This window comes from Fulvivirga sp. M361 (assembly GCF_007097395.1).
GTDB lineage: Bacteria > Bacteroidota > Bacteroidia > Cytophagales > Cyclobacteriaceae > Fulvivirga.
Window position 1 is genome coordinate 448,325 of the sequence record NZ_VKDC01000005.1, and the last position, 24,559, is coordinate 472,883.

The 24,559-nt window shown below is 40.3% G+C and carries 25 protein-coding genes; 12 read left to right on the plus strand and 13 right to left on the minus strand.

From position 1 onward, the window contains the following. Window positions 1–76 precede the first annotated feature (76 nt). The gene (locus FNH22_RS07085; RefSeq protein ID WP_143397637.1) at window positions 77–460 is read left to right on the plus strand and encodes a VOC family protein; all 384 of its coding nucleotides are present in this window, start codon (window positions 77–79) and stop codon (window positions 458–460) included. Window positions 461–482: 22 nt separating this feature from the next. Here the strand turns inward: FNH22_RS07085 and FNH22_RS07090 are convergent, their stop codons facing one another. From FNH22_RS07090 to FNH22_RS07100, 3 genes are read right to left on the minus strand one after another with little or no spacing between them, the layout of a single operon-like run. After that, window positions 483–1,337 carry an HAD-IIA family hydrolase gene (locus tag FNH22_RS07090; protein WP_143397638.1) on the minus strand — a complete coding sequence of 285 codons (855 nt, stop codon included), beginning with the start codon at window positions 1,335–1,337 and terminating at the stop codon, window positions 483–485. A 3-nt stretch (window positions 1,338–1,340) separates the two neighbouring features. Beyond that, window positions 1,341–2,387: a hypothetical protein gene (locus tag FNH22_RS07095; RefSeq protein ID WP_143397639.1), complete on the minus strand. Its 1,047-nt coding sequence runs from the start codon at window positions 2,385–2,387 to the stop codon at window positions 1,341–1,343. A 9-nt stretch (window positions 2,388–2,396) separates the two neighbouring features. Then, the gene (locus FNH22_RS07100) at window positions 2,397–3,740 is read right to left on the minus strand and encodes a glutamine synthetase family protein (protein ID WP_143397640.1); all 1,344 of its coding nucleotides are present in this window, start codon (window positions 3,738–3,740) and stop codon (window positions 2,397–2,399) included. Window positions 3,741–3,986: 246 nt separating this feature from the next. On the opposite strand from FNH22_RS07100, the gene FNH22_RS07105 reads away from it, so the two are divergent. Both FNH22_RS07105 and FNH22_RS07110 read left to right on the plus strand, forming a co-directional pair. Further along, window positions 3,987–4,478, plus strand: a complete 492-nt coding sequence (locus tag FNH22_RS07105; protein ID WP_143397641.1) for a DUF6434 domain-containing protein — start codon at window positions 3,987–3,989, stop codon at window positions 4,476–4,478. Window positions 4,479–4,830: 352 nt separating this feature from the next. Further along, entirely contained in the window at window positions 4,831–5,226 is a 396-nt protein-coding gene (locus FNH22_RS07110; RefSeq protein WP_143397642.1) for a hypothetical protein, read from the plus strand. 73 nt (window positions 5,227–5,299) lie between these two features. Here the strand turns inward: FNH22_RS07110 and FNH22_RS07115 are convergent, their stop codons facing one another. From FNH22_RS07115 to FNH22_RS07130, 4 genes are all read right to left on the minus strand, one after another. Continuing rightward, on the minus strand, window positions 5,300–5,785 hold the full coding sequence (locus FNH22_RS07115) for a hypothetical protein (RefSeq protein WP_143397643.1): 486 nt from the start codon (window positions 5,783–5,785) through the stop codon (window positions 5,300–5,302). Window positions 5,786–5,809: 24 nt separating this feature from the next. Next, window positions 5,810–7,279 (minus strand): SusD/RagB family nutrient-binding outer membrane lipoprotein, encoded by a 1,470-nt coding sequence (locus FNH22_RS07120; protein ID WP_143397644.1) that lies wholly within the window; start codon window positions 7,277–7,279, stop codon window positions 5,810–5,812. Window positions 7,280–7,304: 25 nt separating this feature from the next. Beyond that, window positions 7,305–10,412, minus strand: a complete 3,108-nt coding sequence (locus FNH22_RS07125) for a SusC/RagA family TonB-linked outer membrane protein (RefSeq protein ID WP_143397645.1) — start codon at window positions 10,410–10,412, stop codon at window positions 7,305–7,307. A 255-nt stretch (window positions 10,413–10,667) separates the two neighbouring features. After that, a complete protein-coding gene (locus FNH22_RS07130) occupies window positions 10,668–11,255 on the minus strand; it encodes a response regulator transcription factor (protein ID WP_185154109.1) in 588 nt (195 codons plus the stop codon). 190 nt (window positions 11,256–11,445) lie between these two features. Between FNH22_RS07130 and FNH22_RS31960 the strand changes: the two genes are divergently transcribed. Continuing rightward, the gene (locus tag FNH22_RS31960) at window positions 11,446–11,610 is read left to right on the plus strand and encodes a hypothetical protein (protein ID WP_185154110.1); all 165 of its coding nucleotides are present in this window, start codon (window positions 11,446–11,448) and stop codon (window positions 11,608–11,610) included. 25 nt (window positions 11,611–11,635) lie between these two features. Here the strand turns inward: FNH22_RS31960 and FNH22_RS07135 are convergent, their stop codons facing one another. Then, a complete protein-coding gene (locus FNH22_RS07135; protein ID WP_143397647.1) occupies window positions 11,636–12,253 on the minus strand; it encodes a response regulator transcription factor in 618 nt (205 codons plus the stop codon). A 383-nt stretch (window positions 12,254–12,636) separates the two neighbouring features. Between FNH22_RS07135 and FNH22_RS07140 the strand changes: the two genes are divergently transcribed. Further along, window positions 12,637–14,088 (plus strand): amidohydrolase, encoded by a 1,452-nt coding sequence (locus FNH22_RS07140; RefSeq protein ID WP_143397648.1) that lies wholly within the window; start codon window positions 12,637–12,639, stop codon window positions 14,086–14,088. A gap of 36 nt (window positions 14,089–14,124) precedes the next feature. On the opposite strand, the gene FNH22_RS07145 is transcribed toward FNH22_RS07140, so the two are convergent. Further along, on the minus strand, window positions 14,125–14,436 hold the full coding sequence (locus FNH22_RS07145) for a hypothetical protein (protein WP_143397649.1): 312 nt from the start codon (window positions 14,434–14,436) through the stop codon (window positions 14,125–14,127). A 137-nt stretch (window positions 14,437–14,573) separates the two neighbouring features. Here FNH22_RS07145 and FNH22_RS07150 point away from each other — a divergent pair, with 137 nt between their 5' ends. Further along, on the plus strand, window positions 14,574–15,368 hold the full coding sequence (locus FNH22_RS07150) for a PhzF family phenazine biosynthesis protein (RefSeq protein WP_143397650.1): 795 nt from the start codon (window positions 14,574–14,576) through the stop codon (window positions 15,366–15,368). Between the two features lie 28 nt (window positions 15,369–15,396). On the opposite strand, the gene FNH22_RS07155 is transcribed toward FNH22_RS07150, so the two are convergent. Beyond that, window positions 15,397–16,374: a type I phosphomannose isomerase catalytic subunit gene (locus FNH22_RS07155; protein ID WP_143397651.1), complete on the minus strand. Its 978-nt coding sequence runs from the start codon at window positions 16,372–16,374 to the stop codon at window positions 15,397–15,399. Between the two features lie 196 nt (window positions 16,375–16,570). Between FNH22_RS07155 and FNH22_RS07160 the strand changes: the two genes are divergently transcribed. The 5 genes from FNH22_RS07160 to FNH22_RS07180 all read left to right on the plus strand — a co-directional run bounded on the left by FNH22_RS07160 (window position 16,571) and on the right by FNH22_RS07180 (window position 21,483). Then, complete coding sequence (locus FNH22_RS07160; protein ID WP_143397652.1) at window positions 16,571–17,383, plus strand: prolipoprotein diacylglyceryl transferase; 813 nt, start codon at window positions 16,571–16,573, stop codon at window positions 17,381–17,383. 24 nt (window positions 17,384–17,407) lie between these two features. Then, window positions 17,408–18,643 (plus strand): DnaJ domain-containing protein, encoded by a 1,236-nt coding sequence (locus tag FNH22_RS32870; protein WP_143397653.1) that lies wholly within the window; start codon window positions 17,408–17,410, stop codon window positions 18,641–18,643. A gap of 50 nt (window positions 18,644–18,693) precedes the next feature. Then, a complete protein-coding gene (locus FNH22_RS07170; protein ID WP_143397654.1) occupies window positions 18,694–19,137 on the plus strand; it encodes a hypothetical protein in 444 nt (147 codons plus the stop codon). Window positions 19,138–19,376: 239 nt separating this feature from the next. Then, complete coding sequence (locus tag FNH22_RS07175) at window positions 19,377–20,183, plus strand: OmpA family protein (protein ID WP_143397655.1); 807 nt, start codon at window positions 19,377–19,379, stop codon at window positions 20,181–20,183. Window positions 20,184–20,298: 115 nt separating this feature from the next. Further along, window positions 20,299–21,483: an aspartate aminotransferase family protein gene (locus FNH22_RS07180; RefSeq protein ID WP_143397656.1), complete on the plus strand. Its 1,185-nt coding sequence runs from the start codon at window positions 20,299–20,301 to the stop codon at window positions 21,481–21,483. A 6-nt stretch (window positions 21,484–21,489) separates the two neighbouring features. Here FNH22_RS07180 and FNH22_RS07185 read toward each other — a convergent pair whose 3' ends face one another. After that, entirely contained in the window at window positions 21,490–21,669 is a 180-nt protein-coding gene (locus tag FNH22_RS07185; protein ID WP_143397657.1) for a hypothetical protein, read from the minus strand. Window positions 21,670–21,885: 216 nt separating this feature from the next. Here FNH22_RS07185 and FNH22_RS07190 point away from each other — a divergent pair, with 216 nt between their 5' ends. Next, a complete protein-coding gene (locus FNH22_RS07190; RefSeq protein WP_143397658.1) occupies window positions 21,886–22,827 on the plus strand; it encodes an ion channel in 942 nt (313 codons plus the stop codon). Window positions 22,828–22,867: 40 nt separating this feature from the next. On the opposite strand, the gene FNH22_RS07195 is transcribed toward FNH22_RS07190, so the two are convergent. Together FNH22_RS07195 and FNH22_RS07200 are read right to left on the minus strand one after the other, a co-directional pair. Then, on the minus strand, window positions 22,868–23,788 hold the full coding sequence (locus tag FNH22_RS07195) for an NAD(P)-dependent oxidoreductase (protein ID WP_143397659.1): 921 nt from the start codon (window positions 23,786–23,788) through the stop codon (window positions 22,868–22,870). A gap of 74 nt (window positions 23,789–23,862) precedes the next feature. After that, entirely contained in the window at window positions 23,863–24,525 is a 663-nt protein-coding gene (locus FNH22_RS07200; RefSeq protein ID WP_143397660.1) for a phosphoadenylyl-sulfate reductase, read from the minus strand. Window positions 24,526–24,559: the final 34 nt, after the last annotated feature.

Here is a 24,559-nt window from a genome sequence, read left to right on the forward strand (position 1 = left end):
ACGCCGATTTTTTACAATGATGCCCGCTATTCATTGGCTATTTTAGTTTCAAAGAATAAATACGAATTAAATACAAATGAAAGTTAACCGTTTTATTACTAATGTTTGTTCCGATCATCTACAACGCAGTGCAGACTTCTACTGCGAATTGTTTGGTTTGGATAAGAGTTTTGAAAGTGACTGGTTTATGTTATTGCAGTCAGACCACCTGGAGCTTGGAATAGTAAAAAGAAGTCATGACATAGTGCCTGAAAAGTATAAACATAAGGCTTCCGGCTTCTACCTGACCTTTGTGGTAAATAATGTTGAAACAGTACATCAGAAACTTATAAAAACGAGATATCCAATAGTGGACCCGCCACAGGACACCTTTTACGGTCAACGGAGAATGTTGATAACTGACCCGGACGGAACATTGATAGATATCTCTTCGCCTGTTGAAGGGTTTCAGTTCGAATAATACTGTTTACCAATGCAAGTTGTTACTGGTCAATGACCGCTGATTCACAAACAAAAGTAGGTATTATCCCAAGGCTATTGATCCTCATTTCCGTGTTCTTGGTGAGCGTATTACCCGTAAGCACTAATGCTGTATCCAGTCCAAATTTGTTCCCCCCCAGGATGTCCATAACCAATGTATCTCCTACCATAAGTATTTTGTCTTTATCGGTAGTCCCACCCCTTTTCGCTGCATGTTCATAGGCAAAAATGAATATCTGGGCATCAGGCTTACCGAATTTGATAAACTTTTTGCCTACTATGTCCTCCACCATATGGGCCAGCGCACCTATGGCAATAGCAACTTCTTTCCTGGATTCAGGATAAGAGTAGTCTGTGTTACATACTATGGCCGGGATATTTTGCTGACGTAAGAGGTTGATACACCTGTTCAGGTCCTCTCTCCAGTCAAAACCTTCATCGTCAAGAAAAACCAGAGCCTGAATATCCGAAGCATTTTCCAGGTCCACATTAGCGATAGACACCGTTTTAAGCCCAAGTGTTTCTATGTAATGTGCAGATTGCCGGGTTCCCAGATAAGCTACGGTACCTGACTTTACTTTTAACTTCAGATACTCACGTGCCAACATTCCGGACGAAATGATCTTTTCTTCCGTTATGTCATATATCCCAAGATCTTCATAAGATGCCGCCAGTTCAGCAGGGCTTCTGGAAGCATCGTTCGTCAAAACATAAAAGTCAATTCCATGCTGGTTTAGGTATTGAAATGTATTTCCTATTCCCGGGATCAGGCCTTTGTGGTTTTTTAATACACCGAAGGCATCAAAAAAAATAGTTTCATACTTTCTCGCCACCATCTTAAAGTCAGTTAATTCCATAGTTTACAGGTCAAGGGTCTTCAGTAGTTTATCTTCATTGAAAGCGGCATCCAGTTGAGGGAAGTAAAGTTCGTGAGCCTCTTGTTGTAATCGACCGGCATATACCTCATGGAAAAAATAGCGTCCATCTTTGATCACATAATTCAAGATGAAAAAACGGTAAGCCTCCTTGATCAAAAGGACTTCCTGCCGGGTAAGAGGGTATATGCTATGATAACTTTTCAAAAATAACGCAAACCGCTCCTCCATTAACGGATCCAGTAAATAGCTGAAAACAGTGCGGTCTCCTATTGAAGAGCATACGCGGCTGAAAAAGTAAAAATCCATCACTCGTGTGCTCATCCTAAACCAGTCGTAATCCCACCTGCTAAAAAAAGTATAGTCTTTGGTCACTGAAAAATTACCAATATTCCAATCCACAAATACAGGAATAGACTCCAGATGAGCGATACCGATTTTATCACAGTTTTCATAAAACAGGTCGCACTGCCTTCTGATATCATCCACATGTCCCCGGTGCTCAAACTGACCATTTTCTGTTTCCAGTATTTCCAACAGGAGATTCACATCATTCCCAGTCTGTTTGTACTCAAGAGGCAAAGTATTTTTTACCGTACGGCATGCTTTATGGAATTTAGCCAGTTCCTTTCCCAGCACAGTAATGTGATCTTTTGTTTGTTTTCGTTCAGGCCTTAGATCAATCTGAATTGGATTATAAAAAACTACCCACGCATCCAAAATACTATCCGTGTAACGATACGTGAAAAGCTCTCCGTACTTGGTCAATGATTTGGCCAGAAAGTTTTCAAATGGTTTTGGAAGGTTATTGGCCAGGGCATTGATAATCGTGTGGTCACTCTTAAAATGATCAAATTTACCAAAATAAGACAGCTTAGCGATAATGACACCTTCGTCTTCAAAACGGATCATGTAAACATGGTTAGTAGACACCTTAGCACTGATGTCTTCTATGGATTTTATCTTCCTGGAGCTATCGTACTCCTCCCAGGCCAGCTGCACGATCTGCGAAAAATCAATGAGTTTATGCATTACAAAAAATTAAATGATCTCAAAATAGCGTTTTAATTCCCAGTCCGTCACCTGTTTTTGAAATTGTCGACACTCCCATTCTCTGGTCATTACGAAATGAGCTACAAATTCAGCACCGAAGAGCTCTTCAGCAATCGCAGATTTTTTCATCTTTGCCGTGGCTGTGGTCAGGTCAGCAGGTAAGCGAATGCTTTCTGTATCTTTATATGCATTCCCCTGAGTAGCAGGTTGATCAAGTTTTAACTTTTTGGTGACGCCGTACAAACCGGAAGCAAGCGCTGCCGCTACTGCCAGATAAGGATTAATATCAGCGCCCGGCACCCTGGTTTCCAAGCGCATAGCACCTTCACTGGCATTAATCACTCTAAGCGCTGTGGTACGATTTTCAATACCCCAGGTAGTATTAACAGGTGCCCAGGCTCCTTCTACAAGGCGTTTATAACTGTTTATAGTAGGTGCATACATAGGAAGTATCTCCGGCAGGCAAACCAGTTGACCGGCAATGTAACTCTCCATGACAGAAGAAATAGCACCAGGCTTATCTTTATCAAAAAACACATTACTTCCATTTTGCCAAAGGCTTTGATGAATATGACCACTACATCCAGGTAACTGATTATTCCATCGCGCCATAAAACTGGCTAACAGCCCGTTTTTCAATGCAATCTCTTTGACACCCGTTTTAAAAAGCACTGCCCTATCGGCGGCCTCCAGAACATCCGTGTGTTGAATACATGCTTCATATACACCGGGGCCCGTTTCTGTATGAATGCCTTCCAGCGGCACTCCAAAAGATGATAATCCGGAAAAGAGTGCATTGAAGTAATCACTGTTTTGTGATTGTCGTAATATGCTATAACCAAACATACCTGGCGTGACAGGATCAAGATGATGAAAAGCCTTATCTACCAGGTTTTGAGGTGATTCTGAAAAATTAAACCATTCAAACTCCGTAGCCATTTTTACCTGGTAATCTGCCTTATCTACCTGTTGCTGCACTTTTTTCAATAATGACCTCGGACATGCCGGGTGGTCTGACACGCTAAAATCAGCCAGAAAAAATGGGATAGATCCTTCCCATGGTATTTTTCTAAATGTATTCGCATCAACAGTAGCCCGTGCATCCGGAAAACCCGTATTCCAGCCGGTAACACTGAATTTATCGTACAGTTCATCCTGTACATCCCATCCAAAGATTACATCGCAGAAGCCCATATCCTTTTCCAGAATATCCAGGAGCTTTTGTTTATGAATAATTTTACCTCGAAGTACACCGTCAATGTCGGTCACTGCCAGCTTCACTCTACTCTCCAAAGAATTCTTAAGCTCGTCTAGAATATCAGGTTTTTGCATGATGTTAGCGTTAAAAGGCGCAATATACTAAGTACTGCTTTTATCTGTATAGCATACAATAATACAGAGTGAATGTACCCTTGCTTTTTCCTCTTAAAAGGTTGATAATTACGAAGCCAGTGCTGCTAAAATCCACTTTATTTCATGCTAAAAAAAGAAGTAAACCGCACATAAGCCGATTTATTTTCCCATACCGGTATATCTTTCTTGTGATTTTTCGGTTTAAGTAATTGTAGGAAAGAATATATGGAAAGACCCACATTTATAGCTATAAAAAGCGGAGAAGAGTTCAATCAATGGTATTGGTCAAAAGCTGAAATGGAAGATATCTGCAAACAATCAGGGTTGCCTTATTCAGGTAGTAAATTCGAGTTGAGAGATCGCATCATGCACGCACTTGATCATAATGGTGAGGTATTACCACGTGAGCGCTCAAAAAAGACAACCTCTAACTTTGATTGGTCAAAAACGGCCTTATCTATCTATACCATTATCACCGACAATGTATCTTTCGGGCCTAATTTTAGAAATTTCATGAAATCAAAGATCGGTAAAAAATTTACCTGTCATAGTGACTTTATGGAGTGGATAAAAAACAATAGTGGCAAGACACTGGGCGATGCGATAGCCAAATGGGCAGAACTGGAAGAACGTAAAAAAGACCCTGCCTTCAAAAGATCCATTGCAGCGCACAATATGTCCGGGATTTCCTGTCTCAAAATACCGGAAAGCAGTTAAACGACGCTTTGGCATGTTGGAAAGCTAAAAAAAGGTTACCAATGACTTCAGGAGCAGTGGTTTACGACAAAACTGATTTAGATTTAATTTTAATAAAATAGGTTGGAACAGCTTCTGACAATTCTACATCAAGGCGCCCAGAGACCCATTCCCATAACATATCTCCCATAGTCCTTTTAAAGTAAGAGTTATTTTTTACCCTGGGACATCTTTACAAATCCGATCTCTGTCCCAACTCAACCCGCAACCTATTTCGATCTTTCTTCGAAAGGTTTTTTTAAAGCACACTTGTTAAATATGAAGGGTAAAATCATTTGAATCAAGTGACTACGATAGCTTATTTTTGTTTAATATGGAAGACGCATTCAAATTTGAGAAGAGGGAAGGCTATCTTTATGTCGAAGCTGAAGGAGTTAGAAAAGACCTTACTTCAATTGTGGAAGGCACCAAAAAAATACAGGACAGCATAGTCAAATATGGAACCCCTTATGTTTTGGCTGATTACAGGAAAGTGAGATTTAATGTACCGCTAACGGAAGCCTATAACATCATTAAAATTTACGAGAGTAAAATACCCGAATTTTCAACCATTATTATGGCCGGTGTTATTAATCCCGGCAGTCGGGAAATCGCACAATTTTGGCAATCCATATGCGATAAAAGAGGTTATACATTCAAGGTGTTTCACGATATAAAACCGGCTGAAACATGGATTTCAGGAGTTATTCAAGGCAAACTCACGCCGTGAAGAAACATACGACTCAGAGTATGTAAAGAGGTTAAATGGCATGTCATCTAACCTCTTTTCTTTTGTTATCTACTTATTCGGTCAATCTGACCTCCACCTCTATGGGGATAATAACCTGATCATTATCTAATACCAGCTCAAAGATAAAACCGAGTATATCTTCTTCATCCATTGACACACTTGCTCTTTTTGTTTTGAACTCAGCCAGGGTAGTTTCAAACGTTATCCTGTTGCTATTACCGGATATGGCCGCATCCAGGAAGTTAGGCTCATCATTTAATGATGCAATATTAATTGAAGTAGTACCTGCAGCTACTTTCCTAAGTTCACGGATGGTACGTCCACTATTTTCCGGTATTTCCATAATGAACTGTATATCACCTGTTCCAGTCAGTGACACCTCTATAAATGGATTCCCACCGAAAGTAGTAGCATTTGTATAAGTGACGGGGATCTCAGGGAAATTTGGTCTTAAAAAGGTGCCAAAATCGTCATCTTCGCACGCTGCAAGCATAGTTACAAGCAGTAAGGTAATTGCTATTTTTGCTATTTTCTTCATGTTGAATTCTGTTAATGTTTAAAACTAATCCACGTCCCACCAAACCTTCACGTTTGATTGGATCACTCCGGGACCCTTTGGATTGGCTGCAATCTCTTCATTGGAATAAACCACTCTCACAGGCCTGGTGCCATCTACGCCCTGGGCATTTAAAGATTCTGGTAATTCAGGATATCCCGTTCGCCTCCAGTCATTGTAAGCTTCCAAACCATTACCCGTCCAGGCAATCCACTTTTGAGTAATGATCTGTTTTAAAGCTTCTTCAGGATCAGCGTTTAGCAATGCTACATCAGGATTAGCCGCCAGGTAGGTGTCTATAGCCGCGGTTTCAAAACCAGCAAGCTCCATAGAGGCTCGTATCCCCTGATCATAATAAAACTGAGCACGTCCTGCACCCGCATCACTAAAACCAGTTAACGTCAACGCAGCTTCAGCAAAGATGAAAGCCCGTTGAAAATTGGTCAATAATCTCACCGGACCTTCACCTTGTTCACCGACAACATAACTGTCATACCTCGAAAAATCTTCGGCATCTGGAAGTGTTCCATTAAACCCGTTTTGGATCGTTACATAACTGCCTGAAGGGTTCGTGAAAAAAACATCCAGTCTTGGATCATTTCTTGCATTGAGCTCATTTAATATAGTCTCACTCATGATCATGTTATCTTGAAAGATACTTACACGCGTATACGTATAGATCGGGCTCTGACTACCTACCGATGATCCGAACTTAACGTTCAGATCCTGATCATTAGAAATAATAAAGTTGTTCCCTGTAAATACTTCATTGATTACCTGGGTGGCAATGCCCGGTTCTACCGCACTTATTTGCATTGCCAACTTGAGCATTAGCGTATTACCAGCTCTTTTCCATTCATCCAATTCACCTCCGTATGCAATATCTTCCGTGCCTGGTTTAGACGTACTGGTTTTATCCAGGTCAGCTAAACCTTCCCTGATCAGATCAAACAAACTTTGAATACCCAATGATTCATTTCCAAGATATATATCACGTTGCGTATCATACCTGGGCTGTGGCACTTCAGGGTCCAATGATTCTGAGTAAGGTATATCGCCCCACAGATCCGTGGCTAATGCCGTGGTATAGGCCATCATTATTTTAGCTATACCAATATATGCGTTGGAGCCAACTGCCTCCGCAGATTTTATTAACTCTTTACCATTAATAAGCGCTCCTCCGTAGATCTCTCCTTCCCATTGATTGTTAAAATCTGAACCATCTACATTATAAATGTCATAAGCACCTGGGCCGCCGCCGGCACCAGCCATATAATTCATTATTGTCGAACCAAACCTATTCAGTTCATTAGCGTTGGCAAAAGCGGCACCTGTTAAAACGGAAGGCAAAATAACTTCAGGTGGAACAGAAAGCGGATTATTAGGTGTATCATTTACATCAAAGAAATCGTCGCAGGAAGAAGATACAAGCAACAGGTATAGCAGGATGTAAATCGTTGATTTATATATTTTCATTTCAGTAAAATTTTAGTTTGAGATATTAAAGAGTGAATCTCAGGTTAAAACTGTAATTGCGTGGGTTGGATGGTGGGCCGTTCAACCGTACTCCCTGGATATTACCGGCACCCTGCGAATTCCCTTCAGGATCGCCCGGATAGTTTGGGGCAAAGAACCAAAGGTTCCTGCCACTGAACCCCACGGACACTGAGCCAAAAGGGGTGTTGGTCAAGAGTGATTTTGGTAACCTGTAAGATAAAGCGACTTCTCTTAAGCGATAAACCGAACCATCAAATACTGCCCCTTCATTACCCAATCCTCCTAAAGCACGATAGTAGCTCTGTGCACTTAATTGAATATTATTAGGCCGGAACGTACCATCGGCATTTTCTATTACACCTGGTAAAATGTAGGCCTCTTCCCGATTTTCTCCTTGAAGTTCAAGCGACCCGCCGGACCTGAGATCTGACATTTCAAATGAATAAATGTCACCTCCTTTTCTAAGATCAAAAAGTACTGAAAGCTCTACCCCTTTATAGCTAAAAGTATTGGTGATACCTCCTAGCCAATCCGGTTGCACATCGGCTACTACCTGGCCTGATTCAGTAGGCTGAAAAGTACCCGTATTGGGGTTGATCAGTAGTTCTCCGTTGGCATTTCTTGGAAACTTACCTCCTATAACAACTCCATAAGGCTCGCCTACCGCTATTGACGGAGCGATGCCTATAAAACCGTTGCCTACGATCCTTGAATTATCCACTCCATCCACCACTTCGGTCACCTCATTTCTAATGCGGGTCCAGTTGAATGATAAATCCCAGTTAAAATCTCCCGCATCCACAACCGACGCATTCAAAAGAAGCTCTATGCCTTGATTGGTCATACGTCCTACGTTATCTGTTCTCGTGCTAAACCCAGAGGATGGAGCAACTGTAACATTAAGTATCTGGCCTTCACTCTCCGTAAAAAAGTACGCTGCATCCAGGCTGATCCTGTTATTGAAAAGACCAAAATTCAATCCTCCCTCCCAGGAATTTGTAAATTCTGGCCTAAGACCTGAATTACCCACTCTACTACTCACTTGAAAACCGGGTATATCCACACCACCTACATTAATGGGGAATGTAATATCAGCTACATTGTTGCCATAAAAAGACGATACAAATACAGAGTTTAGCAAATAAGGATCAGCATCCAGCCCTACACGAGCAAAACTACCCCTTACCTTGACATAAGAAATCACATCAGAACGTAGGTCTAATGCATCGGTAGGTACAAAGCTAACACTTACCCCAGGATAGAAGAAAGTAGATTCATCTTCGGGAAGCGTTGAAGAACGATCGAGTCTACCTTGAAGCTCCAGGAACAACCATTCTTTATAATCGAAGTTTACCTGAGTATAGTAGCCTATCAGTCTTCTTTTTTGAATCTCCGACTCACTGCTGGTAAAGATTGAAGCATTACTGATATTTTCAAAGAAAGGTATTGTGAGTGATTCTCCAACAAGACGAGTATCCTGGAAATCCCGTTGGTTCACATTCATTGCAACCATGGCTGAGGCACTCAACCCGTCCATCAAAAAGTCGGATTTAAAAGCCCTTAAAAAGAAATCAAGGTTTAATTCCGATCTAAATAAAGTAGTCTCTTCCACTCTCCCTGCTGGGTTTCTTGAAGAACCAATTTGATCCACTCTATTCCGTCGATCTGTATAGGTGTCGGCTGTGACCCTTACTTTGGCGCTCAACCAGTCTTTAATATCGTATTCCATATTAAAATTCCCGAAAAACCGATCTACATTGGACTCTGTGGTCTCATTAAACAGGCTCCATAAAGGATGGTTTTGAGTAGTAGAATAGTAAATGCTTTCGCCCAGCTCATTTTGAAAAGGCCTGCCAATAAGGTCGAAACTTCGAGGTATCCTTGTGATCTGACCAAAAGCACTTCCTCCATTACCTGTAACAGAACCTAATTGCGCACTCCTCACATAATTAACCTTACCTCCTACTTTCAAACCGTTATTCAATACCGTATTCCCTCCGATGCCGACAGTCGTTCTGGTAAATTCAGTATTTGGTATTGTACCTTCCTGATCTGTATGAGCCAGGCTTAATATGTAGTTACTTTCATTATTGCCAGAAGCAATATTCACTGAGTTTTGTACAATTCGACCGGTTTCATAAAAATCATTGATGTTATCCGGGAACGCCTGGAAAGGAACGGTTTCCCCTTGAGTATTGACGACCGTTTCAAAACCGGGTGTACCAAACCGCGGTCCCCAGGAATTGGTAGTTGTAGGCACATAAACATTGTTAAGCCCCTGACCATAGCTGTTCTGTAAATCCGGCAGCCCGGTTACTTCCTGATAGGTTAATGAAGAGTTTACAGTAACCTCAGTCTTATTATCCATACCCGTTCCGGATTTTGTGGTAATAATCAATGCTCCGGCTGCTGCTCGCGAACCATATAATACGGATGCCGCGGGGCCTTTCAAGACATTAATCGACTCGATGGTCTCCGGATCAATATCGCCCAAACGATTAGATGCTTGCGCTGAAAATAATGTATTCGCAGTATTGTCTGTAGCATTCGACATAATAATGCCATCTACAACTATCAAGGGTTGATTGCTGCCACTAAAAGAGGTAATTCCACGTATATTAATGTTGGTAGACGCTCCCGGCGCTCCACTTGAAGAAGTGATATTTACACCTGATACTTTCCCCTGCAGTGCATTCAAAACATTAGGTTCAGACCGCTGAGCAATCACATCACTTTTTATGTTTTGTGTGGCATACCCCAACGAACGTACATCACGCTCAAATCCCTGGGCGGTAACCACCACCTCATTCAGTTGCCTCACATCTGCAGTCATTCTCACATCAATGACTGATTTAGAGCCGATTTCCACTTCCTCAGTGGCAAGTCCAATAAATGAAAATACCAATGTACCTCCTGCTGCAGGTGTCGATAAAGTGTAATTTCCATCTAAATCCGTAACTGTTCCAATGGTACTCCCTTTTAGCACCACATTAACACCAGGCAAAGCTTGCCCATCTTCAACAGCGGCCACTTTACCACTAACTGTCCTTTCCTGAGCGTAGGTCACATGAAGTCCTCCCAATATGCTGAGGACCAGTAAAATTTTTCTCATAAGTTTTGTTTTAGGTTAGAATCTAAATTCTGATTCGATCAAAATCAGTGATTTCAAACCTAGCCGTAAATGGGGTGATAGAAATCAGCCATTAATGTGGATTGTGAACCTGCTGATTTTTTAAGAAAAAAACTGATAATCAGCCTATTAACAATAAAAAAATTTCTTTCAGATAGATCAATAGCTCATTTTGGGGGATAAAATTATCAAAAATACCCCTCGAAATTTCACACTGATTTGCTACCTTCGGCTTCATTAAATCAGCTTCTTAGCCCGGGCTTTGTCAATAGCATCAAACTTATTGTCCGCATTGAGTTTATCATAAACATGCTCCAAATGCGTTTTAACTGTGGCTGTACTGATAGTAAGTTTGTCTGCGATTTGCTTATAAGATCTACTCAAACTTAGCTCTTCCAGTACTTCACGCTCCCTGTTGGTAAGGTCTGATTGCAACTCTTTTCGGAAATAGCTAAACAGATGATGTATACAGGCCTGATCTAATGCCTTTTCACCATTCACTACAACCGAGATATGATCCAGAAGCCCCTTGAAGTTCTTTCTATCTGACAAGAAGCCATCCACTCCAACAGACATTGACTTCAAAACACCAAGAGTACCTGAATCGATCACCAGTATCTTCTTTGATGGAAAAGCTATTTTTAGCTTGATCAATTCAGTTACTTCAATGGTGTGTAAATCGAAAATCAGAACATCAATTCTCTCTAACGCTCTGCTTTTGAAAGAAAGGTCTGATACATTTTCGAAGTGCTCTACTAACAAAAACTTACTGGAAGCATCCAACACTCTGGCATAATCACGAAGAATAAAAATGTCCTTAGACATAAGGGCGGTTTGAATATAAAAAGGAGGTCTCATTGGTATTTTTAAATTAAAAAAACCTTAAAAACCTATTGACCAAGTATCCCTTTATAGCAAATTGGGGGATAGAGACAATTGATATCTAAGTTTTGTTTAAGGTTAAAATCAAAGTTTTGGCTTCAATCGAAACCAGTTATTTCAAACCTAACGGTAAATGAAATCTCAGAAATCAGCCATTAATGGGGATTATGCCACTTTCAAGGAGAGTATGAACATCTTATTTATCAATTACTTAATCGAAATGATGGGGCTTATCATAATTAATACCCTATTTTGGGGGATTAAAAAAACACATATGCCCCCTCATAATTTCACGTAGCCAGCGTAGCCATAGCCAGCTTTTACTAAATTAACTTCTTAATCCGTGCCTTGTCAATAGCATCAAATTTGTTATCAGCATCAAGCTTATCATAAACATGTTCCAAATGGGTTTTGACTGTAGCTGTGCTAATGGCAAGTTTATCAGCTATTTGTTTGTAAGACCTGTTTAAACTTAACTCTTCTAATACTTCACGTTCTCTGACGGTAAGGTCTGATTGCAATTCTTTTTTGAAGTAGTTAAACAAATATTGTATGCTTATCTGGTCCAGCGTTTTGTTTCCATTCATCAATGTAGAAATTTGATTCAGGAGTTCTCTAAAATCTCTTCTATCCGATAAGAAGCCGTCTATTCCTACCGCCATTGCCTTCAAAACATCAGTGGAACCTGAATTGATCACCAATACTCTTTTTAAGGGAAAAGCTGTTTTTAACTTGATCAATTCAGAGACTTCAATAGTACCTAGATCAAAAATCAAAACATCAATTCTTTCCAATATCCGCCTTTTAGCAGAAAGGTTTGATACACTTTCAAAATGCTCTACCAACAAAAACTTACTGGAGACATCCAGTACCCTGGTATAGTCATCGAGAAGAAGAATATCTTTAGATATAAGAGCTACTTGAGTGTAAAAAAAGGTCATAATCGGGGGGTTTTTGTTAGAAATTCTTAAAAAAAACAAGGTGTGCAATCACCTGTTTAGCTAATTCAAAGGCGAGAAAAAGTGATATCGTTTCCTGGTTAGGAAACCTTACTTTTATTAAAAAAGTATGAATTCTACCTCAGGCCGAGCTGAAACGGTATAGCTTCAATGAATAACAGCCTAACCCTTAACCACCATATAAGAGAATAAGCTCAACCTCTAAATGACTAAACAATAACAAACTATCTCCGTGTAAATGTGTCTGATTCAAAAAAATTTGCATGGAGAAATACATCGTCCATAGCCAGATATTAAATAAACGGTAAAAGCGGAGTCTGATTTTTTGACTAATTTTTGTCTGTTAAACATCAGAACTGAATATTATGAACCTAAAACGATTACTTCCGCTATCCTTATTCATTATCGCCAGTGTATCTGCCTATGCGCAAAAAAAACCGAAGATCTCGGCAAATAAGAAAGCCGTGCTTGCTTCTATCCGTAGTCAGGAAGATCAAATGGTAAAAATGAGTGATGAAATATGGGCGCTGGCAGAAACTGCTTTTGAAGAAAAAGGATCGGCTAAAGTGCTGATGGACTACTCCGAATTAAAAGGTATGAAAGTAGAAAAAGGGGTAGCAGAAATACCCACAGCATTTGTGGCAAGTTTTGGCAGTGGAAAACCTGTTATAGGAATATTGGGAGAGTTCGACGCACTTCCGGGTATTTCGCAAAAGGCACAACCTACAAAAGAAGCCCTTAAAGCTGGTGCTGCGGGTCATGGATGTGGCCATAACCTTTTTGGCGTAGGAAGTTTGGCTGCCGCAATAGCCATAAAAGAGCAGATCCAGGCTGGAAAATTAAAAGGAACGGTTAAATTCTATGGAACACCTGCAGAAGAAAAGTTTTTTGGAAAGCTTTTTATGGCACGGGAAGGCCTCTTTAGCGACCTGGATGTATGCCTGGACTGGCATCCAAGTGCTAAAACAGAAGCCAACGTTCAAAGCTCATTGGCACTTGTCGACTTTATTGTTGAGTTTTCCGGCCAGGCAGCACATGCTTCTGCTGACCCCTGGAATGGCAGAAGCGCTGTAGATGCACTTGAATTATACACTACAGGAATTAATTATTTAAGAGAACATATCAAACCAACCGTGAGAATACATTATCATATCCAACATGGTGGTGACGTAGTAAATGTAGTTCCGGACTATTCCAAAATTTGGGTAAGGGTCAGGGACACCAAACGTGAGGGTATGACCGAAGTGTGGAAACGTGTTGAAAAAATGGCTGAGGGCGCAGCAATCATGGCAAATGTTGACTACAAGATCTCTTTAGTATCTGGTTTACACGAGGTACTGGTAAACAGAACCGGTGGTGTAGCATTACAGAAGAACCTGGAATACCTTGGAGACCTGACTTATACGGAAGAAGAGATTGCCTTCGCTCACGCTATACAAGAGGCCACCAGCAAACCAAAGGATGGTATAGACGGGAAAATACGCCCATTGGAAACAACAAAAGAACACCCGGGTGGTGGTTCTACTGATGTGGGAGATGTAAGCTGGCTGGTACCGGAAATACGCTTAGGAGTAACCACAGCACCCATTAATACTCCATGGCACTCCTGGGCAGTAGTAGCCTGCGGAGGAATGTCAATCGGCCACAAGGGTATGATCTATGCAGCTAAAGCACTGGCAATGACAATGGTGGACCTATATGATGACCCAAGTTTAGTAAATGAAGTCAAAGCAGAGTTTCTGGAAAAGAAAGGAGACTACCTTTATAAAGCTATTTTACCGGCAGGTCCGGCACCTATTCCTACCGGAACCCATTAAATACCTGCTAAAACCCGACTAACATGATTGCTCACACTAATTGCGATCCCAGGGTCTGGTGTTCTTGGCTTTGGGGCCTTTTGGTTTATCCATGCTATCAGAAGCTGACCTTAAGAGAACCATATTTTCGGAATCAGTAGCATAAGATTGTCGATTTTTAGCTTTCGGCCCTTTAGGCTTAACTACTTTCGCACTGGTATGAAAATGATAACCGGAACTTTTATCACGCCATGGCTCATAGTTTTTAGCCTTTGGTCCCTTAAGTTTAATCCTTTCCTGGGCACTGGAAAACTGAGGAAAAGACATAATGAAAATTAGAATTGCGAAAGAAAAGGCATATTTTGACATAAGAATGTAGGTTTGGTTTGCATAATAATAACAGAATACCCGGCACAAACGTTTGTGCTAAAAAGCTGTTTTTTGTCAGTTTTTTTCCTGCTTAATATGTTTTACCATCCATCCATGACCTATAATTATGTACTTCTATGAGTAAACACAAATCACCTTTTTCACTTATTAAAGTATTTTGCTCTGACGAACTTGGCTTCCTCGGAAATAATGCTGCCGTAGTCTCATTGACAAATGAAATCAGTAAGGAAGAAATGCAGCAGATAGCCTACCAGTTGAACCAACCAGCCACCACATTTTTGTGGCCCGCTACGGATGGATATCATGTAAAATGGTATGCTCCGGACGCTGAAATCGAACTGTGTGGCCATGGTTCATTAGCAGCCATAGCTTATTTGACAAAGGCAAAGGAAGGGAACGATGTAATACTTCATTATTCGTCGGGAACGATTATTGGAAAGAGAAACCCTGACAATACATGTTCTATCGATTTTAAACCTATTACAATCCATGGACGGTCTTCCCCGGAACAAGCTTTGATCAAAGGACTGGGAGCAAATATCACCGATTACTATGCAACTGATAATAAAAACATTGTACTACTAAAAGATGAAATAGCTGTACAATCACTCCAACCGGATTTTAACCGCCTAAAAGAATGCGCTGCCTTCGGCTTTATTGTCACCGCAAAGGGAGATAGATCAGACTTTGTAAGTCGCACGTTAGTACCACATGTTCAGCAACTTGAAGACCCTGCTACAGGCTCCTCGCATGTGTTACTAACCTCTTTTTGGTCCAAAAGGCTCAATAAAACAAAAATGACGGGCTACCAGCTAAGTAAGCAGGGAGGCGCGTTTTTATGTGAGCTAATCGAAAATAATATACGCCTTACAGGAAAATATGCCTGCCTGGCAAACGGACACCTAAAATAGACAGATCTGATTTACAAATGCCTGTTTCCTATGCCCATACTTCCAACAATTCCACCGACGAATCAGGCTGCAGGCTAACACTATCAACAGATGCCGGTATAAGGTAGACTTGCCCCTGTTCTATTTCCTCCTCAAAACTCTGGCACTTCAGTGTAGCCTTGCCATTCAGGCAAATATAAATGACAAAAGAATCGAGCTTAGAATAGTCGCGGGTATGCAGCTCATCCAATATCATTTTATTAGTGGTGAAGTACTTTGATTTAACCAATGTGGCACTTTCATTTCTACTCCTTTTGTACTCAGTGCGATAAGAGTCATACGTTTTGAAATCAATGGCATCCACCGCCAGATCATTGTGTAATTCACGAAGATTTCCATCTTTATCGGGACGGTCAAAATCATATATCCGGTACGTTACATCAGAAGTTTGCTGTATTTCGGCCAGCAATATCCCTTTGCCAATGGTATGCACCCTACCGGCCGGGATAAAAAACACGTCACCAGTTGTCACCGGTTCTTTGTTCAGTATCTCCATGACTTTGTTATCCTTAACATATTGCTGGTAACGCTTACTATCCATGGGTTGATTAAAACCTGTTATCAATGTAGCGCCAGGATCTGCCTGCATGATGTACCACATTTCTGTTTTACCCAGGCTATTGTGCCTCTCTCCTGCAAGATCGTCGTTAGGGTGTACCTGCACAGAAAGGTCTTCATTGGCATCAAGAAACTTAATTAACAATGGAAACTCTCCGTGGAAAGCATTATACAATCTCTTTCCTAACAGGTCAGGCCCATGCTGAGTGACGATTTGGTCCAGAGGTTGACCTTTGAGCGCTCCATTAGCTATTATGGAAACATTTCCTTTAACCGCCGATAGCTCCCACGTTTCTCCACAATTATCCAATGGATGATAATCTTTGTTAAGAATAGATCTTACTTTTTGACCACCCCAAATTTTTTCTTTAAAAATCGTTTCAAACCTTAATGGATATACTTCACTCATCATTTACTTTCTTAATAGTCATTTCACAAATAAACCCCGATTACTCCAGGTATGTTCAAGTCATTTTTTTCGAGCTAAAAGTGACTATTTTTTTATCCTTATACAACAGATCGATCCAACATCTGCAGTCTATTTTGGCATTTAACCATACTTTACGTTACTTAACACAACCCTTACTACCGGATAATGTCATTGTATGTATCCTATTCTGTTCAAGCTACCCGTACCCGACTTCCTGGAAAGTATCTTTGGAACGTATTTCACGGTTTACTCCTATGGTTTTTTCATTGTATTGGGGGCCATTGCCGGGGTAACCTATACGAGCTATCAAGCCGAAAGAAAATTCGCACTTCCATTTGACAAAATTAACTCTCTATTCCTGCTACTATTACTAGCTGCATTCGTTGGCGGTAAAGTATTCTTATACCTTGAAAACCCCTCACGTTATGCCAATAATTTTAAGGGGTTGCTTACAGGCAAGGGATTTGTATTCTACGGATCTCTATTATTTTGCATTCCTGCAATGCTGGTTTTCTTTAAAAGGAACAAACTACCTGTATATGAAATGCTGGATATTATGGCTGTCACCACCTGCATTGTTCATATATTCGGGCGTTTGGGGTGCTTTATGGCCGGCTGCTGTTACGGTATTGAATGGCATGGGCCAATCGCCGTCACCTTTTCAGACCCGGTTTGTCTTGCCCGTCCATTGGATCAGCCCCTACATCCCACGCAATTGTACGGCGCCAGCATGATCATCTCTATACTATTGGTTTTGTTGTTGGTTAAAAACTATCAAAAGTTTCATGGCCAGTTATTTCTGACCTACCTTTTGATGTATGCAACGGGCAGATCTATCATTGAAGTATTCCGTGGAGACGTCAGCCGAGGTTTTATCATAGAAGATTACCTGTCTCATTCACAGTTCATTTCCTTGATAGTATTCTCAGTAACAGCATATTATTATTTCCGATTATATAAGAAATCACGTAGAATACGTACGGAATAAACCTCAATTTTCGTAAATTAAACAGTGCTCGATTACTACGACATATTAGGGGTAGAGCGTTCCGCCACAATATCAGAGATTAAAAAAGCGTATAAACTATTGGCGCTGAAGTATCATCCTGATAAAAACCCTGGTAATTCTGCCGCGGAAGAATACTTCAAACAAATAAATGCTGCTTATCAAATATTATCAGACCCTTACAAAAAGGCAAGCTATGATCTGCTAACAAAATATGCTGAACAAAAGGCACAAAGTGGGCACCATTCATCTGCCAACCCGTATAATTATCGGCCCAGACGTACAGACAAGTCAGTATATGATCGCTATGGATATTATAACTGGAAAAAGGCTCCGAGATATAAAACTGCTCCGGTATACAAAATAGATCGCTCATATGTAAAAAATCAGGTAATTACCCTGATCTCCGTATTCCTGCTAATATTAGTAATTATGGGTGTCTATAGATTCAACAGCTACCTTGAACATCAGGAAGAATTACAACTAAAAGCTAAAAATGAATTGGCTATTGCCAGGGCAAAGCAGTTATACGATCAGTGTAACTATAGAGAAGCCATTCAGTACATTACCCGGCTTATAAGACAACAACCCATTGAACATGTTTTTTACCAGGCAAAAGAAGAAATGATACTGGAGCTAAGTCAGGCTGCCTTCCTTAAGTTTGACAATCACCTGTTCCGTGAGGCACTGGAAGACCTGGAAATATTAAAGGATTTCGAAAAACCCATGAGACTCAAAACCTGGGAAATGCTTGCAGAATCTTACTATAAGGTTGAAGCATACAGACGAGCGGTTCACGCCTATGAATATGTACTTATGCGAGACGAGAGCAACATCGAATTAATAATGAAAATAGGTGATATTTATCTTGATAAACTGGGTATGGAAGAAAAAGCGTGGGATTATTACACGGATGCCCGCTTCAAATTTAAAGAGTTCCAAAATGCCAATTATGGAGAGGCTTTTGAATTAATTGTTCCCCTCGATAATTTCCCCGAAGAGTATTATCAAATGTTCTATAAAAGAGGTAAGCTAAATGTCTCCCTGGAAAAATATGAAGAGGCTATCAGGGACTTTAATTGGGCCACCTCTATCCGGCCTGATTATGGAGAGTCTTTTTATCTAAGGGGTTGGTGCAGGCACAAACTGGGAAACAATTATCGTGCATGTCAGGACCTTAGCCAAGCAGTCAAGTTAGGTTACAGCAAGGCTCGGAAGCTCAGTAAGGATATTTGTAAATGATAGAAAATACACCACCTTTGTATAATATAAAAGCGATGAATTATTAAAATATGACCATAAACTCTGAACTATCCGAAGAAGAAATAAAATCTATAAAGGCGAGCTTTTTTAACATCCTGGCGCTCTTTTTAAATAATGAGAACATCCAGAGCAGGTATGTGGGATGCTTAATGAAATGGAGCGCTCAATTGAACCTCTCCCAACAAGATCTGCATAATATAGAGGATAACTTTGATCAGCTCGAATTCACTTCTCCCGGCACCAAACTTGAAAAGCTTCAGTCCATATATCATCTGGTCCATATGATCTATTTAGATAACGTAGTCGAAGATATCGAGCTGGAAGTGGCCACACTTTATGCGGAAAGGCTTGGCTTCAAAACCAACGTTGTCAGTGAACTATTCAAGGCTATTGCCACAGCGCCATTTGACGGAAAAAAAACGTCTGACGTGGAAAATGAGATCGCCGAGTTTCTTGAATTGTATATTGATTAGGTCAAAAACCGATCATTTTTCTACTCCTACCAACTTAGTGCCGCTTAAATTTCTCCTCAATGGTAGGTGAAATCTAGTATTAAATTCATAAGTAAAATTTGGTATTTTCATGTAAAACCTTTCATTTCATAGGTAATTTCGTGTTTTACAGAAAATCTTAGCCCTGAAAACCTTATATTTATCCATTATCAGTTAAATTATTGATAAGCTGATAAATAGGATATAGCATTTTTTCATCTATGGGTAGATCTTGTAGAATTATAACGTTGTGTGTCGCCATTTTTTTTTCGTTGGACTTTACTTTTAATGAATGTAAGGGGCAAAGCTCAAAGTATAAGTTTCAAAAGTCCAATCGGAAATACTACAAGAAAAAATATGGCAGCTCTCTAAAACCAAATAGTCAATGTTGGCAACTGTTCAAGAAAAAATATAAAGTCAGAAATACCAGGGTGTCCGTTCATGGTAAAAAGCCCGCCAGTGTGCCTTTGGCTGAGTATGACCCCAGCGACAAGCCAGCTCCAAAACCAGCTCCCGTAATAGCCAAGGCAGAGGAAAAAGATTTTCATGATAAGCCATTTGAAGAGCAGACGTTGGATGAACGTCATGAAATTGAGGATGAAATCCTTGAAAAGAATCATTTACCCACTCCCACATCGACCAAACATGAAGAAATCAGAAAACAAGTAGAGCAGCGTATCAAAGGCCATAAGGAAGGTGATCCCATCCAATTAGACCCTTTATATTTTACTTTTGATGACTCCGAATTTGCCGTAGTAGACATGGAACCTTTTCTTGTGGCTGTGGAATATGCTCTTCAGGGAAGAGTTATACTCATAGAAGGTCATACCGACAGCAAAGGGCATGATGACTATAACGTAAAATTATCCATAGAACGTGTTGAAAAAATACGGTCATTAATGCACGATATGGGTGTCCCGGATGAAAGGATATCCGTAGTAGGCTACGGAGAAGAAGTTTCCGAGCATGACAATTCAACCGAAGAAGGCAGGGAGAAGAACCGAAGGGTGGATTTTACCGTATTTTAGAGTTTTCATTCCACTATCATTGCCTTGTTGCAATCACTATCTTTAGATCGTACTTTCGAGAATTGATAAGCATTAGTCAAATAGAGTTTTATCAAAGCTCAATGATACTTTCTTAATGAATTTCAATCATACCACCTTTCTAAAAAACATAGCTCAAACCACAGCGTCGCCGATGCTACTCGATATTGAGAAAGCTGAAGGCATCTATTTGTATGCCCCGAACGGAAAAAAATACATGGACCTGATCTCGGGTGTAGCTGTCAGTAACATTGGTCATAGGCACCCTAGAGTTATTAAAGCCATTAAAGATCAATTGGATAAACACCTTCATGTAATGGTTTATGGTGAATATGTGCAATCTTCTCCAAACCTGCTGGCTGAAAAACTGACCGGTTTATTACCAAAAGAACTTAGCTGCTGTTACTTCACTAATAGTGGTACAGAAGCCATTGAAGGTGCATTGAAGCTGGCTAAAAGATATACAGGTCGTACACAGATTATCTCCTGTGAAAGAGCATATCATGGAAGTACACATGGTGCTCTAAGTATATCGGGCAATGAGTCGAAGAAACAGGCGTTCCGCCCATTACTGCCAGATGTGAAGTTTATGCGTTTTAATGTAGTCGAAGACCTGAACATGATTACCGATGAAACAGCCTGCGTGATCATAGAGCCTGTGCAAGGTGATGCCGGTGTACGAATACCCTCTAAAAACTATCTCAAATTGCTGAGGCAAAAATGCAACATGCATGGCGTGCTATTGATATTCGACGAAATTCAAACGGGTATAGGCCGCACAGGCAAACTCTTTGCCTTCGAACATTTCAACGTAATTCCGGACATACTTACATCTGCCAAAGCATTAGGAGGAGGCCTGCCTATGGGCACCTTTATTTCATCTTATGAAATTATGCACCACCTGACACATAACCCGATGCTAGGCCATATTACCACCTTTGGTGGTAACCCTGTGTGTTGTAGCGCTGCACTAGCCACATTGCAGGTGATAGAAGACGAAAACTTACTGGATCAAGTGGAAAAAAAAGGAAAACTCTTCGAACAATTATTGGTTCATGATAAAATCAAAGAAGTAAGAAGATTAGGTTTAATGTTTGCCTTTGAATTTGAAACCGAAAATGAAGTCTACCGGATCGTACAAGAGTGTATGACCCATGGTGTAATTTGCTTTTGGTTTCTCTCTTGCCCTAACAGCTTTAGGATAGCTCCGCCCCTGACGATCACTGAAGCTGAAATAACAGCAGCCTGTAACATAATTTTGACTGCTGTTGATCAACTTTAAATCAATTCAGGAAAACATAGGGTCTATCCTGTAGCACCTTAAATTATCCACATTCAGAAAAAAGCGGCTTTTATTAAGGAGTTTCATTAGCTTAACGTCCTTTTTCTTTTCATAAACGCCTATTGACGTCTCATACAGAAGGTTTAGCTTATCATCGTAAATACGATAAGAGTTGATGTTGTTCATGATCCTGAGTTTTTGTTGTTGTTATTGAGTAGTTCTGATCAATCACATGAAATACAAATACATTATACTACGTAACAAAACGCATACCGAAGTGCACATTCTACTTTTAGGACGAATTAGAAGGTAGAATAGTTACTATTTCAATAAAAACTGTTCCTTATCGGACACATTTATTCCGAATAAGAACAGTCTTTCAGTAAATTGCGCTCAATAATCATGGCTAAACAACGAAAAGCACGCGACCCGGGAACCGGGACACAGTACAATTTCAATGCAAAACGTATCATTAATAAAGATGGCTCTTTCAATGTCAATAAAGTAGGACTGGGCCAAAACACAAGGAATATCTATCAGTCATTGATAAAAATGACATGGTCACGTTTCCTTTTGGTGGTATTTGCATTTTTATTTGCCGTTAATGGTGTTTTCGCCTTGTTATACACCATGGTAGGAGTGGAATATTTAGGTAAAGAGCCTTCGGTTTCACTCTTCGGGCAGTTTCTATATGCCTTCTATTTCAGTTTCCAGACGTTTACTACTGTAGGCTATGGCATCTATCATCCAATAGGGCACCTGGCAAATATTATTTCGGTAGTAGAATCTGTTTTAGGCTGGATGTGTTTTGCCTTAATCACTGGTATGTTGTACGGACGCTTTTCTCAGCCTTCAGCCAGATTGCTCTACTCTAAGAAAGCCATCATTTCGACCTACAAGAATAATATCTCCAGTTTTCAATTCCGAATCGCCAATATGCGTAACAGCTTGTTAATGGAAATGGAGGCTACAGTGCTGCTGATGATAGTGGATAAAACCAAAGGTTCCTCCTGGAAGCGGGAGTTTATTCCATTATCACTCGAACGGGAGTTTATTTTATTCTTTCCACTCACCTGGACTATTGTACATCCTATTGACGAGAAAAGTCCGCTTTATCAGAAGTCGCGAAGTGACTTAGAGCAAATGGATATCGAAGTTTTGATCAGGATAAAAGGTTATGACGATACATTTGCTCAAACTGTTCACTCGCGTTACAGCTATAAGTCAGATGAAATTATATGGGGTGCCAGATACAACCAGGTCTTTGATGTAGATAATAATGGTGACATCCAGCTCTATTTCGATAAAATGCATGATTACGAAAAACTAGATCTTCCTAAATAATGTAATATTACGTATACACCATACGTTGTGTACGTGAAAATCAAAAAGAAAAACGCGCAAGAAAATTTTCAATCTCTTCTTTAAATGACTCTGTGCTGGTAATACCCATTTGCTCTTTAAGCACTTTACTGGGGTTAACCTTTAATTGCCTAAGTTTTAAATGCTGATTAACAAAAATAAACTCCAAATCAGGTATAATTTCCTTCAGTACATCCACAATATCCAACACCTCGAGGTCACGATCCACTAAATTATACATCCCGGTATGGATTTGATTATCGAGTACCTTTTCAAGTGCTCTGGCAGCATGATCAATATGAATGAAAGAGCGATGCTGACGTCCATCACCGTGTATGGTAATTTTTTTGCTGAAGTTAGCTTCAAAAACAAACTTGTTGATCACTGCATCGAAACGCATACTACGACTATAACCATAGACATTGCCACATCGGAAAATATAAGTCTCAAGCTGATCTGCAAGCCGGTTAACATGGTCTTCTGCTCTCAATTTAGAAATGCCATAAAAGGTACGGGGATTAGGTTGATCACTTTCATTTACTGATTCCTTTGATGATCCGTACACTCCTGTGCTACTGGTAAAAATAAACTTTTTCACATTGCTTTCCTCTAAAGCATATACCAGCTCAGCGGTGCCCCAATGGTTTACCTGTTCAAAAAAATGAGGGTCTGTATTTGCAAACGGAGTGGTTACTTTTGCCGCCAGGTGATAGACTACATCGACTTTTTCAAGAAGCTTCTTCAAATGCCTGGAGTCAAGTAACTCTCCTTTTTCAAAGTGTAGCTTTTTATGTTGTGGAAAGTTATGGCCAATAAAAAAATTATAGTTGGATCGACTTAGGTTATCATACACGATTACCTGATCTACATCCTCACGTGCCACCAATAGTTTTGTTAGCTCAGTCCCTATGTATCCTGCCCCCCCTGTAATAAGTATATTCATTTTTTGTGTCTATTGCTATTCCTGATCCCTGCCCGTTATATCTAAAGGACAGGCCCATAAAACAAGAATTAAAATCACGATTGCTTTTCTACCAGATCAGTATGAAGGCCACATTCTACTTTATTCATCCCATACCACCTTGCCTCTCGTTCCATCATATCAGGGTCCACTTTACGTGTGCAAGGCTCACAACCTATACTTAAGTACCCATTAGATTCCAGCGGATGCTTAGGCAGGTTATATTCTTTTTGATAGCCGTAAATCATTTTAGCATTCCAGTCTAACATCGGATGAAAGCGAATACTTCCGTGTGGAGCAGGTTGCTCTACCTTCATTGCCTTACGAACAGCGCTCTGATCTCCACGTACCCCATTTATCCACACATCATGCCGCAGTAAAAGGCTATCCACCGGCTGAGTTTTATTCAGGTAACAGCAATGGTCAGGGTCAGAAGTAAACAGTAGCCTCCCATCCTGCCCTCTTTGCATAAATTTAGGTACATCAGATTTTAAGTCTACTACCTCTAACCCAAAGGACTGAGCTATCTCATCTTTAAAACGGACTGTTTCAGGGAAATGATACCCGGTATTGATGAATACCACAGGTATTTTCGGATCTATTCTACTTAAAATATGTAGTAAAACGAGGCTATGCGATTGAAATGAAGATGTGGTAAAAAGTGCCTTTCCTTCATCCCTATATCTTGTAATGTGCTTTTTTATTTCTTCAAATGACATGTGCCGTGCTCTCTGATGCCGGTAAAGTTATTTA